The sequence below is a fragment of the Pseudomonas abietaniphila genome (assembly GCF_039697315.1).
Lineage (GTDB): Bacteria > Pseudomonadota > Gammaproteobacteria > Pseudomonadales > Pseudomonadaceae > Aquipseudomonas > Aquipseudomonas abietaniphila_B.
Map to the genome: position 1 here is coordinate 1397783 of NZ_CP155619.1, position 13735 is coordinate 1411517.

At 60.9% G+C, this 13735-nt stretch carries 9 protein-coding genes; 5 read left to right on the plus strand and 4 right to left on the minus strand.

Going from position 1 to position 13735, the window contains the following annotated elements; genetic code table 11:
- Positions 1-357 precede the first annotated feature (357 nt).
- On the minus strand, positions 358-1647 hold the full coding sequence (locus ABDX87_RS06200) for a serine/threonine transporter (RefSeq protein ID WP_346832083.1): 1290 nt from the start codon (positions 1645-1647) through the stop codon (positions 358-360).
- Positions 1648-2344: 697 nt separating this feature from the next.
- Here ABDX87_RS06200 and ABDX87_RS06205 point away from each other — a divergent pair.
- On the plus strand, positions 2345-5857 hold the full coding sequence (locus ABDX87_RS06205; RefSeq protein ID WP_346832084.1) for an autotransporter domain-containing protein: 3513 nt from the start codon (positions 2345-2347) through the stop codon (positions 5855-5857).
- A 228-nt stretch (positions 5858-6085) separates the two neighbouring features.
- On the opposite strand, the gene ABDX87_RS06210 is transcribed toward ABDX87_RS06205, so the two are convergent.
- Both ABDX87_RS06210 and ABDX87_RS06215 read right to left on the minus strand, forming a co-directional pair.
- Positions 6086-7411 (minus strand): ATP-binding protein, encoded by a 1326-nt coding sequence (locus ABDX87_RS06210; RefSeq protein WP_346832085.1) that lies wholly within the window; start codon positions 7409-7411, stop codon positions 6086-6088.
- The gene (locus tag ABDX87_RS06215) at positions 7408-8091 is read right to left on the minus strand and encodes a response regulator (RefSeq protein ID WP_346832086.1); all 684 of its coding nucleotides are present in this window, start codon (positions 8089-8091) and stop codon (positions 7408-7410) included. Before ABDX87_RS06215 ends, ABDX87_RS06210 begins: the two co-directional genes overlap by 4 nt.
- Before the next feature lie 234 nt (positions 8092-8325).
- Here ABDX87_RS06215 and dsbD point away from each other — a divergent pair, with 234 nt between their 5' ends.
- The 4 genes from dsbD to ABDX87_RS06235 all read left to right on the plus strand — a co-directional run bounded on the left by dsbD (position 8326) and on the right by ABDX87_RS06235 (position 12369).
- Entirely contained in the window at positions 8326-10059 is a 1734-nt protein-coding gene (gene dsbD / locus ABDX87_RS06220; protein ID WP_346832087.1) for a protein-disulfide reductase DsbD, read from the plus strand.
- On the plus strand, positions 10059-10898 hold the full coding sequence (locus tag ABDX87_RS06225; RefSeq protein ID WP_346832088.1) for a TlpA disulfide reductase family protein: 840 nt from the start codon (positions 10059-10061) through the stop codon (positions 10896-10898). Before dsbD ends, ABDX87_RS06225 begins: the two co-directional genes overlap by 1 nt.
- 20 nt (positions 10899-10918) lie before the next feature.
- On the plus strand, positions 10919-11677 hold the full coding sequence (dsbG, locus tag ABDX87_RS06230; protein ID WP_431061314.1) for a thiol:disulfide interchange protein DsbG: 759 nt from the start codon (positions 10919-10921) through the stop codon (positions 11675-11677).
- A 125-nt stretch (positions 11678-11802) separates the two neighbouring features.
- The gene (locus ABDX87_RS06235) at positions 11803-12369 is read left to right on the plus strand and encodes a TetR/AcrR family transcriptional regulator (protein WP_346832090.1); all 567 of its coding nucleotides are present in this window, start codon (positions 11803-11805) and stop codon (positions 12367-12369) included.
- A gap of 49 nt (positions 12370-12418) precedes the next feature.
- Here the strand turns inward: ABDX87_RS06235 and fabF are convergent, their stop codons facing one another.
- Positions 12419-13693: a beta-ketoacyl-ACP synthase II gene (gene fabF, locus ABDX87_RS06240; protein WP_346832091.1), complete on the minus strand. Its 1275-nt coding sequence runs from the start codon at positions 13691-13693 to the stop codon at positions 12419-12421.
- Between the last annotated feature and the right edge of the window lie 42 nt (positions 13694-13735).

The window sequence follows — 13735 nt, forward strand, 5'->3', positions numbered from 1 at the left end:
ACGACGGTCGCGAACGCGGTGGGTCATGCGGCTTCAATGTTGTTCACCCATCGCATTCGTCAGCAAGCTAACTCCCACAGTATCAGCGTCGTCCCCGAGTCTTTGGAATGACGCGGACCCTGTAGGAGCAATCGGAGGTTACGACGGTCGCGAACGCGGTGGGTCAGCCAATACATCAAATGCCTGACACACCGCATTCGTCAGCAAGCTAACTCCCACGAGTTTGAGGTCTGAGCACACGTTTGCGCATCGACCCGTTCCCCTGTAGGAGACGTCCGAGGTTACGAGGGCAGCGAATGCAGTGTGTCATGCAGCATCAATGCAGCTGAACCACCGCACCAATCCCCTACCCCACCGTTACGGCAGCAACGAATAAACCAGCGCCGAGATCGACACCAGACCCACCGCCACCACGAACACGTTGGACAGTTTGCCAGCGTACTGACGCATGGCCGGCACCTTGCGCACGGCGTACATCGGCATTAGGAATAGCAGCGCCGCGATGACCGGGCCGCCGAGGGTTTCGATCATGCCGAGGATGCTTGGGTTAAGCGTTGCCACCAGCCAGCAGACCACCAGCATGAACGCTGCCGTCAGGCGATCCAATGTGCGTGGCGACGGACGACGCCCGCTCTTCACCACCAGGCCTTTCAAACCTTCGCTGGCACCGATGTAGTGACCCAGGAACGATTTGGTAATTGCCACGAACGCGATCAACGGCGCGGCGAACGCAATGGTCGGGTTGCTGAAGTGGTTGGCCAGATACGACAGGATCGACAGGTTCTGTGACTTGGCCTCGGCCAGTTGCTCAGGCGACAGGGTCAGCACGCAACTGAAGACGAAGAACAGCACCATGACGACCATCAAACCGTGGGCGCGAGCGAGGATCTGCGAACTGCGCTGCTCTGCCTGCTCGCCGTACTGACGCTTTTGATCGACCGCGAACGCGGAAATGATCGGCGAGTGGTTGAAGGAAAACACCATCACCGGAATCGCCAGCCACAACGTGCGCAAAAAGGCCGAAGGCGCAGGGACGCTGGAGGCGGTGGAAAGGATGCCGCCGGTCCAGTGCGGGATCAGGAACACCGCCAGGAACAGCAGCGCGACGATGAACGGATAGACCATCAGGCTCATCGCCTTGACGATGAGTCGCTCGCCGCACCGCACCACGGCCAGAAGGCCCAGGATCAGCAGGAACGCCAGCACGGCGCGTGGCGGCGGCTGAACGTGAAGTTGATGTTCGAGGAAGCTGGTGACGGTGTTGGTCAGCGCCACGCTGTAGATCAGCAGAATCGGGAACACGGCGAAGAAATACAGCAATGTGATCAGCGCGCCGGCGTTCTTGCCGAAGTGCTGCTCGACGACCTCGGTGATGTCGGCACTCGCGCGCCCGGACAGCACGAAACGGGTCAGCCCGCGGTGCGCGTAAAACGTCATGGGGAATGCGAGCAAGGCGAGAATCAGCAGCGGCCAGAAACCTCCGATGCCTGCGTTGATCGGCAGAAACAATGTGCCGGCACCGATGGCGGTGCCAAACAACCCGAGCATCCAGGTGGTGTCGTGGCGGCTCCATGCGGTCAATTCCGTCGTCACGCTCGCGGGCGCGGCGTCGATGCGTTGTTCGACGCTGTTGGCCTGATCATTCATCCGGTCGATTTCTCCGTTGCCGGTGATAGCTACAAGGTCAAAAGCGCGTCGAAAAGCTCGGCAGTCAGCGCCCCTGACCGGTTCTCTACAGGGAAAGGGGCGCGATTGTCCGGGATTAGGGAACAGAATCAAAGGGTTGTCGGAGGGATGGTCGTCGTTTCGGAGGTTTCGCACGGGGAACTGCGACAAGATTACCGACGGGTTTCACCAGGGTTTGGGCTTTTTTCACGATCTTATGGAACGGTTTCCAGCCCCGCTGATGCATAGCGGGTGAGCAGGCTAACAAACGTCCGGCGCTATTCGCCTCCTCAGGATAGTGAACAAAACCTTCCCCCCCGGTCCCCTTGGATGTCGCTAAAGGTTAACGCTGTTCAGCCGACAATCTGACGTGCTGACACAGGACGCTGCGCGCGTGCATTCGTTGCCCTGGTTGTATAACTGCAGTTGATACAGGTTCATGTAAATGCGTATGACATGGATGTTGAAGAAATTAACCCCGAGTTCAATCGGCGTATTTACCCGGTCCAGATTTACTGATGCGTTGGCATCTTTGGCTCTGGTCTGTACATGCTTGCTATTGGGTACTCCATCCGCGTACGCGCTGTCGTCTGCCTGCTCGACCCTCAACGCGCAGAGTGGCGTGAGCGCTAGCTATTCTCATTCTTTTCCAGCCGCATCGTTCGACTCCGGCGAGAGTGTGAACGTTACGTTTAACGATAACGGCAATAACGCGGGCAATAGCAACCCGGCTGGCGCGGACTCCGTGATCCTGCGCAACCCCACCACTTTCGCTGCGTACTATGACTACCGAAGTAACACGGGTAGCGCAGGCAATCACACGGGCAGTGCATCCTCCGCGCAACTGAGCGCAGGCCTGTTCATCAGCGTCAAGGCAGGGACTTATCTTGGCCCTGTAACGATTTCCTGCAGTTCGGCAGCGTCCAGCGACGCAACGCTATCGAGCCTGATCCCTTCAACCGGGACGCTTTCGCCGACATTCTCATCCGGAACCGACAGCTACAACGTCGCTGTTCCTAACAGCGTGGCGACAATCGCGTTCACCCCGACAGCCCGTGACAGCAACGCCACGATCACAGTCAATGGCAACACTGTTGCTTCGGGTGCAGCATCCCCTGCCATCAGCTTGAGCGAAGGCGCCAACGCCGTCAGCGTGGTGGGCACGGCACAAGACAACACCACTCACACCTACAGCATTACGGTGACCAGAGCTGTCAGCCCGCCGATCGCCAATGCGGTTTCGTCCACAGTCGCGGCAAACAGCTCAAGCAATCCCATCACGCTTTCCACCTCAGGAGGCAGTCCGGTGTCGGTCGCGATTGCATCCGGTCCGGTACACGGCACGGCTTCAGCCAGCGGCACATCGATTTCCTATACACCGATGGCAGGTTACTCGGGGACCGACAGTTTTACTTACACCGCCAGTAATGGTTCTGGTACATCCAGCGCTGCCACCATCTCGATCACTGTAACAGCCCCTGTGTTAGTGATGACCCCTGCGTCCGGCACACTGTCTGCAGGCCAGGTGGGAACCGCCTATAACCAATCTTTCGCAGCCGCTGGGGGTACTGCCCCCTATGGATATGTGGGCTCTGTCGTTCCTGCCGGCTTGAGTCTTGATTCGGCGACCGGGTCGCTCAGTGGGGTACCGACCAGCGCCGGCACCTATAGCTTTTCAGTCACAGCCACTGACAGTCATGGCGCTACAGGAAGTGCGAATTACACGCTCACTGTTGCTGCCGGTGCATTACCCGTCGCAAACCCGGTTTCGCTAACCGTAGCCGCCAATAGCAGCAACGCCGTATCACTGTCGCTGTCCGGTGGGACGGCGACCTCGGTAGCAGTGTCCTCAGCTCCGACACACGGCACCGCAGTGGCGAGCGGCACTTCAATTACCTACACGCCAACGGCTGGCTATTCAGGTGCAGACAGTTTCACCTACACCGCCAGTAACGCATCCGGCACCTCTTCCCCCGCGACAGTCATGCTGACAGTCACGGCGCCTACTCTGACCTTGGCGCCAAGTGCGGGAGCACTACCCGCCGGGCAAGTTGGCAGCGCGTATAATCAGTCGTTCCACGCCTCCGGCGGCAACGCCCCCTATCGCTACGTCAGTGCTGGATACCCGACGGGAATGACTTTCGATTCCTCCACCGGAGCACTGAGCGGTACGCCGAGTAGTCCAGGCACCTTCACCCTTTCGGTCACGGTCACGGATAACCACGGCGCCACGGGCAACGCGACCTATACGCTGAACGTCGCCAGCGCACAGGCCCCAGTGGCAGGCCCGGTTTCCGCCACCGTTTCCGCGGACAGTGCCAGCCCTCTCACGCTGTCGCTTTCAGGAGCAGCCGCTACCTCAGTAGCAGTGGCTTCTGCACCGGCACATGGCAGCGCGGTGGCAAGCGGCACTTCGATTATCTACACGCCCACAGCGGGTTATTCGGGTACGGACAGTTTTACCTACACAGCCAGCAATGCGACGGGTACATCATCCGCTGCAACGGTGAACATCACCGTGACAGCCCCAACGCTCAGCGTGCTACCGGCTTCAGGTGCGCTGCCAGCCGCCTCAATAGGTGCTAGTTATAGCCAGTCAGTGAACGTCTCTGGCGGAACGGCTCCTTACCATTTCACTGCCACAGGCCTGCCCGCAGGACTCAACATCGATCCATCCACAGGGACGATTTCCGGTACGCCCTCGGCAGCCAGTTCGGCCTCTATCTCTGTAGCGGTGACTGACGCTTTCGGTGTTTCGGCAACGATGAGTTACAGCCTCGTGATCGGCGGATCTACCCCAAGCGGCGCCGATCGCAGCGCTTCGCTTCTCGCTGGACAGTCCGTCACGGTAAACCTGAGCGATGCAGTCAACGGTGGTCCGTTCACGAGCGCGGCACTGGTAAACACTCCACCCAGGTCCGTGGGCCAGACCACACTCAATGGGTTGAACCTCACCTTCCTCGCTTCGGCTCAGGCATCCGGTGCAGTTGTCATCCGATACACAGTGAGCAATCGCTGGGGCACTTCGCAACCCATTAGTCTTACCTTACAGGTAACCGGCCGGTCAGACCCCAGCAAGGATCAGGAAGTGATCGGGATGCTCGCTGCCCAGGCGCAGAGCGCAACACGATTTGCTCGCGCCCAGATCGACAACTTCAATGATCGCCTTGAGCAACTTCACGACAATGACAGCCGGCGCAACAGGAGTTTCAATCTGCAGCTGGGCTTGCCGCAGTCCCGTCAGTCCCGCACGGACAGCACAAGTGCCGCGCAGATGTACCAAGCGCTGTCTACTCTAAAGGCCTCCAGTGCGCCAGCAACGCCGCAACAGGCTTCCTCAGAAAAGGACGCCGATTGGTTTGGCGACGGGAACATTTCGGTATGGAGTGGCGGCTACGTCAACGTCAGCGACGCGCACCGTGACGATGTAAAACTCGACAGCACCATGGTGGGCATCAGCGTCGGTGCTGACTATCTGTTCCTGGACTCTTTTACCGCTGGCATCGGATTCGGATACGGCAGAGACTCCAGTGATATCGGCTCCCAGAATAGTCGCAGCAAGGGCGACTCGTTCAGCACGGCTCTTTACGGGAGCTTCCACCCGGGTCAGATTTTTGTTGACGGGTTGCTGGGCTACAGCAGCTTGTCGTTCGACAGTCGACGCTATGTGACTGACACCGGTGGCTATGCCAGAGGATCGAGAGACGGGGACCAATATTTTGCCTCTCTAAGTTCCGGGTATGAGTTCCGAGACGCTTCCTGGCGACTGGCCCCCTACGGAAGAATGGACGTGTCTTCGACAGAGCTGGATGGCTTCCGCGAAACCGGCAGCGGCAGCTTTGATCTAGCCTATGCCGACCAGCGCCTGACGGTACTTTCGGGTGTTGGCGGCCTGCGCGGGCAGTACGGCATACCGTTAGCGCATGCCGCGATGACACTGCGCGGACGTGTCGAGTACAGCCATACCTTTAGCGGGGACAGCACGGCACGGGTCGGGTACGCCGACATCAGCGACTCGACCTACTCGATCTCGACTATTGGGCAGAGCGAGAACACGATGACGTTGGCGATGGGGGTCGACTTCGCTTTGAAGTCAGGTGTGACGACCGGAGTGACCTACCAAGGCTCCTACGGGATGGGTGACGATTCCAGATCAAATGCGCTGATGTTCAGGGTAGGCACCCATTTCTAAAACGTCGTTTCTCCACAATGATCTCGCCAACAAATGTCAGGCGAGCGCTGGACAGATACCCGGAAATCCAGAGGGACCTCGCTCGCAGCTTAAAAATGGTGCATCCGTAGTTGCGACGCACACGATCGCCGAGAGAGTCTCTGCAGACAAGCTTGAGTCAGCCAAAGTCGCGTGACGCCATGCATCGTGAGTGAATTCGCACCACCGTTCAGTCCGCATGCCCATGGATCACTGCACTCTTCGCAGCGGCACGCTCAACTCAACCCGCAACCCGTCGCTGCGGCTGTCGAACTTCAACGAGCATGCGCAGCGCTGGACGATGGCCTGAACGATCGCCAAGCCGAGCCCGGCGCCAGGGCTTTTGCCATTTCGCCAGAAGCGCTGGGTCAGCTTGTCCAGATCGGGTTCGGGAATGCCGGGGCCGTAATCGCGCACCCGGAAATGTGCCTGGCCGTCGAACGTTTCCAGGCTCAACTCCACCCGTGCGCCGGGTTGCGTGTGGCGCAGCGCGTTGTCCAGCAAGTTACGCAAGGCCGCGACGGCCAGCGCTGCCGGCATTTCCACGGGCGCTGTGGATAACTGCGACGGCAGAATCAGTTCGATGCGCTCATCATCGCCGTGGTTGGCGTCGTGAATCGCCAGCCGCGCGACGTTCTCGGCATCGCACTGCACGCCATCATCGAACGACAGACTGCCCTCCACCCGCGCCAGCAACAGAAGCTGCTCAAGGGTGCGGTGCATGCGATCGGCGCCCTCTTCGGCGTGTGCAAGCGCCCTGTCGCGCTTCTCGCCCTCGGTCATGCGCGCCACTTGCAGGTGGGTCTTGATCGCGGTCAACGGGCTGCGCAACTCGTGCGCCGCATCGCCGGTCAGCCGGCGCTCGCGCTCCAGTGTCTGGGCGATGCGTTGGAACAGCTGGTTCTGGCTCTTGAGCAGCGGCTGCAACTCGCTCGGCAGGTTGGGCACATCCAGCGGCTCGACCGAGTCCGCGCTGTGGCGGTTCAAGGCGTCACGCATTCGGTTGAGCGGCGCGAGCCCGCGACCAATGCCGAACCAGACCAGAATCAGGCTGCCGAACAACGCCACCAGCACCGGCACCGAGGCGGCCAGCAACACCGAGTGGCCCAGCACGTCGCGCTCGATCTGCCGGTCCGCGGTGCTTACCCGTACGTTGCCGTGCATCATGGTGTACACGCGCCAGTGTTCGTTGTTGATCATCTGGTCGTGGAACCCGCTGGAATCCGCTTTCAACGGCTCAGCGGGCGAGCTGTCGGTCCTTGCCAGGACCTGTCCGCGCAACGAGCTGAGCTGACAGGCCATGCCGTTGGGAATGCTCAACTCACCGGCTCGCAGCGAACGGCCTTCGGCGTCGGCGGGCATCTGAATCTGTTCAAGCAGCCCGGCGACCATGCGCGCCGACGCTTCGAGGCGCTGATCCAGTGACTCCATCATCTGCGTGCGCAAGTCACGCAGCATCCAGGCTGCGGCCAGCACCCAGATCACGATGAACGCCGAGCCGAGGATCAGGCTCAGGCGTGTTCTCAAGCTCATCATCCGTGATGCTCCGGGGGTTCACCGGCGGGGCCAAGTCGATAACCCAGGCCGCGAACGGTTTCGATGATGCCGCCGCCCAGCTTGCGTCGCAGGTGGTGAATATGAACGTTGAGGGCGTTGCTTTCGACCTCGTCGCCAAAACCGTAGACGCAGTCTTTGAGTTGTTCGCTGGACAGCACCCGCCCGTGGTTGTTGAGCAACGCCTGAAGCAACGCCTGCTCGCGCCGCGACAGGTCCACGGGCTGGCCGGCGAGACGGGTTTCACGACTGCTCGGGTCGTAGGTCAAGGCGCCATGCTCGATCACGTTGACGCTGCGCCCGGCCATGCGCCGGACCAGAGTGTGCAGGCGGGCACTGAGCTCGCGCAGATCGAACGGTTTGAGCAGGTAGTCGTCGGCACCGGCCTGCAGACCATCGACCCGATCGGTGACGGTGTCGCGCGCGGTGAGGATCAGGACCGGAATGTCGGTGCCCTGATGGCGTAATTGGCGCAGCAGCTTGAGCCCGTCTTCGTCGGGCAAGCCGAGGTCCAGGACCATGACGTCGAAATGCGCTGCCGCCAGCATGGCGCGCGCCGCAGAGGCGGTCGCCACACGGTCCACGGTCAGGCCTTGGGCATCGAGCCCGGCCACGATGCCGCTGGCAATCAGGTCGTCGTCTTCACAGAGCAATACGTGCATGAAGCGGCCTCGAAAAAAAGGCGATTGAAACAGTCCGGGATTAACGGCGGATTATGCAGCAGCCAGGAAATATCTGCTGTTGATCGTTCGACGCGGAGCGTCGGCGGAGGCATTACCACGCGGAGCGTGGGAACGATCAGACTCAGGCACCTGCAAAGGGGCCGACACGCCGTTAATCGGCCCTTAATCACCGCCCGTCACCCTCGCTTCATTCATGATCTGCCGGGTGTGTGCATGCGCAAGTTGTTGGTACTGATGCTGATGTTGTTTCCGTTGCTGGCGAACGCGCTGCCCGGCGGGGACCTGTTCAAGAAGCCGGAATTCCTGGAGGTCGGACAGGCCTTCATGTTCAGTTCGGAACGCCTGGAGTCCGGCGAAACCCGGCTGTACTGGCAAATTGCTGATGGCTATTACCTTTACCAGAAGCGCCTGAAATTCGAGGGCCTGAGCGCCAATCAGCAACCCGCGCTACCGGTTGGCGAAGACCATAACGACGAATATTTCGGGCGACAACAGGTGTACCGCCAAGGCCTCGAACTGGTGATTCCGGCATCTGCCCACGGTCAGGTCAAGGTCGGTTGGCAGGGATGCGCCGATGCCGGTTTGTGTTATCCGCCGCAAAGCCAAGTGATCGATCTGGGCGACGCCGCCGTGAAGGTCGTTAACGGCCAGGCGCAGGACCAGGCACTGGCGAGTACGCTTCAGGAGCGTTCGCTGGGCTGGAGCCTGTTGATCTTCTTCGGATTGGGACTGCTGCTGGCGTTCACCCCGTGCTCGTTGCCGATGCTGCCGATCCTGGCGGGCGTCGTCGTCGGGAGCGGTGCCGGGCCGCGCAGAGGGTTGGCCTTGGCGGGCGTGTACGTGCTGAGCATGGCGATGATCTACGCGGGCCTCGGTGTGATCGCGGCGCTGCTGGGCGGCAATCTGCAATCGACCCTTCAACAGCCGTGGCTGCTGGGCAGTTTTGCGGGGCTGTTCGTCATTCTTTCGCTGCCGATGTTCGGCTTCTTCGAGCTGCAACTGCCTGGTTTCCTGCGCGATCGCCTGGAGACCGCCGGTCGCCAGCGTCAGGGCGGCAGTTTGCTCGGCGCGGGTATGTTGGGCGCGTTGTCGGGGCTGATGGTCGGTCCGTGCATGACAGCGCCTCTGGCGGGCACCCTGCTCTACATTGCGCAAAGCGGAAACGCCCTGCACGGCGGCCTCATACTCTTTGTGCTGGGGCTGGGCATCGGCTTACCGCTCTTGCTGGTCGTCACCGTTGGCAACCGTTTCCTGCCCAAACCGGGCGCGTGGATGGACCTGGTCAAAGGCGTCTTCGGCTTCTTGTTGCTGGGCACTGCGCTGTTCATGATCCGGCCATTGCTGGCTGAGCCCCACTGGTTGGCGCTGTTCGGCGTGTTGTTGCTGATCGTTGCCTACAGCGCGATCGTTCAGACGCGAGCGCTCAAGCGCGCCGCACAGATTTGCGCCCCGTTCGGTCTGGCGGTTGGCCTGTGGGGCGCAATGATGCTGATTGGCGCAGGCGCTGGCGGCGACGATCCGTGGCAGCCGTTGAAGATCTACAGTGGTTCACGTTCGCAGGGCGACAGCGAACGGCACGATGCTTTTCTGACGATCAAGGATCCCGCCGTACTGGACCGCGAGCTCGCCTCCGCGCAGGCTGAAGGTCAGTGGGTGCTCGTGGACTATTACGCCGACTGGTGCGTATCCTGCAAGATCATGGAGAAGAACGTCTTCGGTAAAGGCGATGTGATTCAGGCATTGAACGGCGTGCGTTTGCTGCGACTGGACGTGACCGTCGATAACGATGCCAGCCGAGCCCTGCTCAAACGCTATCAAGTGCCCGGACCGCCCACGATGCTGTGGCTGGGCCCTGATGGAAGCGAGCGGCGCGAGCGACGCATCACCGGCGAAGTAGACGACACGCAATTTGTCGAGCAATGGCAGACCACTCGGGAGCGCGGCTGATGCTCAGCTTCTCCCTCGGCCCCTTTGCCCTGGCAATGAACCACCTGCTACTGCTCGTCGCCCTGGCGCTGGCGACCGTGGTGGGCTGGATCAGCGGGCGCCGACAACGCATCAATCCTGAACGCGAGCTGTTCGGTCTTTTTGTGCTCGGGTTGGTGGTGGCCAGACTTGCTTTCGTGATTGCCTACTGGTCGCAGTACCGAAGCAGTCTGCTGAGCGTCTTCGACATCCGTGATGGCGGTTTTTGGGTCTGGCCCGGCGTGATTGCCGTCCTGACCGGCGCCGTGCTGCGAGCCTGGAAGCAACCTGCATTGCGAATCCCGATGGGCCTGGGCGTGGCGAGTGGGTTGCTGTTCTGGTGGCTGGCCAATCTGGGCCTGAGCGCCCAACACCAGGACGCGCACCTCCCGGGCCTGACCTTGCGCAATGCCGCCGGTGAACCCGTGCTCCTGAGCGACTATCGGGGCAGACCGCTGGTCATCAACCTCTGGGCCACGTGGTGCCCGCCCTGCCGGCGCGAGATGCCCGTGTTGCAGGCTGCGCAACAGGCCAATCCTGACGTGACGTTCCTCTTCGTCAATCAGGCAGAAAGCCCTCGCGAGGTCGCGACTTTCTTCACGAGCCAAGGTCTGCATCTGGACAACGTCTTGTTCGACGGCCATGGCGAACTGGCGCAACAGGTCGGTTCGGCCGCGTTGCCCACCACCCTTTTCTACCGTCCTGACGGCCGCCTGCTCGGCAGCCATCTGGGCGAACTTTCCAACGCCAGCCTGAAGCGTTCTCTGGACAGCCTCGGTGAAACGGCAACACCTGTTTCCTCCTCAAGGAGCCCTCTATGAAGGCGCAATTCACTCGACGTTTGAATCTCTCCATTCTGGCCGCCGCCAGCCTGCTTGCGCTGCAAAGTCCGCTTCTGCAAGCCGAAGAACTGCCCGGCCCGATCAAGGCGCTGGAGGCCAAGGGCGCGACCATCAAAGGGAGTTTCGACGCGCCGGGCGGCCTCAGAGGGTTTGCCGCCGAATATCAGAAACAAGGCATGGCGCTGTACCTGACGCCCGACGGCAAACATGTGCTGGCCGGAAATTTGTTCGACGAGAACGGCCAGGACCTGAGCGAAGCCCCGCTGCAGAAACTGGTGTATGAGCCCATGACCAAGGCGATGTGGACTCAGATGGAGAGCAGCACCTGGATCGCCGACGGGGCCAAGACCGCGCCCAAGGTGATCTATCTGTTCAGCGACGCCAACTGCCCCTACTGCAACATGTTTTGGGAACAGGCACGGCCGTGGGTCAAGTCGGGCAAAGTGCAGTTGCGCCACATCATGGTCGGGGTCATTCGTGAAGACAGCGCCGCCAAGGCCGCGGCCCTGATGTCCGATGCCAACCCTGAAGTCGCGCTGCAAAAGCATGAGCAGGCCGGCAGTAGCAGCACGCTCAAGGCACTGGATAAAATCCCGAAAGACATCCAGGCCAAGCTCGATGCCAACATGAAATTGATGGAAGACATGGGCCTTTCGGCTACGCCATCGATTTTCTACAAGGATGAGAACGGCAACGTGCAGCAGCAACAGGGCGCGCCACGACCCGAGGTGCTGGCCAAAATGATGGGGCCCAAATAAGCCTTTGAACCTGTGACCTTCTGACCAATGGCAACCTGGCCCGAAAAGTGGATACTGCACCGACATGTCATACGTGTAAAAATGTCGATCACCATTTCAAGAGCCATAGTCAGGAGGCTCGTTCAATGCGTTACGCCGAAGATCACAAAGCCCAAACCCATCAGCGCATCCTCCACGAAGCCGCGTCACGCTTTCGTCGCGACGGCATCGGCGCAACCGGTTTGCAGCCACTGATGAAGGCATTGGGCCTGACCCATGGCGGTTTTTATGCCCATTTCAAATCCAAGGATGACCTGGTCGAGAAGGCCCTGCGTTGCGCTGTGGATCAGCTGAACGAGTCGCGGGAAGCCAAGTTGGCCGGTGACCATTCCGCAGAGGCCTTCATCGACCTCTACCTTTCGCCTCAGCATCGCAGCGAACCTGAGCGTGGGTGCCCGTTGCCCACCATGTCATCGGAACTGGGCCAGCGCGGTCAGCCGAGCGAAATCACCGACGAGCTGATCGGCCGCATGCTGGCGACACTCGAAGCGGGCCTGCCCCCCGGGAAGGAGAACAGCGACAAGAGCGTGATGATGATGTCGAGCCTGGTCGGTGCACTGGTGCTCGCTCGCAGTGCGAAAGATCCGGCATTGGCCGAGCGGATCCTGCAAACCACGCGCGAACAGCTCAAGCAGCAAATCAACGAAGCCTGAAATAAAAAAGCCCCTGCCGTCACCGACAGGGGCTTTCTGTTTTACAGGTTCACGCCTGATAGCGACGGAACAGCACGCTCGCGTTGACGCCGCCGAATCCGAACCCGTTCGACAGCGCGTACTCGATCTTCATCGGACGGGCCTTGCCATGGACGATGTCGATGCCGGCAGCCGCTTCATCCGGGTTGTCGAGATTCAGCGTCATCGGTGCGATCTGGTCACGTATCGCCAACGCGGTGAAGATGGCTTCGATACCGCCTGCCGCACCCAACAAGTGCCCGGTGGCCGATTTGGTTGACGTCACCGCCACTCCGTTCTGATCCCCGAACACCGTCTTGATCGCCGCCATCTCGCCTTTGTCACCGACCGGGGTCGACGTGGCATGCGCATTCAAGTGCTGAATGTCCGACGCCTTGATGCCAGCCTGACGAATCGCCGCCTGCATCGCGCGCCGCGCTCCGCTGCCGTCCTCAGGTCCGGCCGTGAGGTGATAGGCGTCGGCACTGGTGCCGTACCCGACCAGCTCGACGATCGGCTTGGCGCCACGCGCCAATGCGTGTTCCAGCGTTTCGATGACGACAATGCCGGCACCCTCGCCCATCACGAAACCGTCGCGATCACGATCGAACGGGCGCGAGGCACGTTCCGGGGTGTCGTTAAAGCCGCTCGACAGCGCACGGGCTGCGGCGAAACCGCCCAAGGCCACGCGGTCGATACAGGCCTCGGCACCGCCCGCGATCGCAATATCAGCCTCACCGGCCTGAATCATCCGCGCAGCATCGCCAATCGCTTGTACACCGGCCGCACAGGCCGTCACGGGTGCGCCAAGCGGACCTTTGAAACCGTGCTGAATCGACACATGCCCGGCCGCCAGGTTGACCAGAAACGATGGGATGGTGAACGGCGACAAGCGACGTGGCCCACGCGTATCACTCGTACGTACCGCGTCTGCAATCGAGACGAAACCGCCGACGCCAGAACCGATAATGGTCGCCGTGCGCTCGCGCTCTTCATCGGTCGATGGTGACCATCCTGCTTGCGCCACGGCCTGCTGAGCAGCTCCAAGGGCGAACAGGATGAAGCGGTCCATCTTCTTCTGTTCTTTGGGCGGCGCCGCGGCGTCGGCGTCAAATCCCGCTTCGGGATCGTCGGCCATCATCGGCACGAGTCCGCCGACCTTTCCCGGCAAATCGGCCACGGTTTCGTCAGGCAACTGTACGATGCCGGAGCGGCCCTCGAGCAACCGGCGCCAGACAGCTTCGACACCGGTTCCCAAAGGCGTAACCAGCCCCATCCCCGTCACTACGATGCGACGTTCGCTCATGCGCTCACCTTTTCAACATTCAGGACATTCACAGGTGCGGAC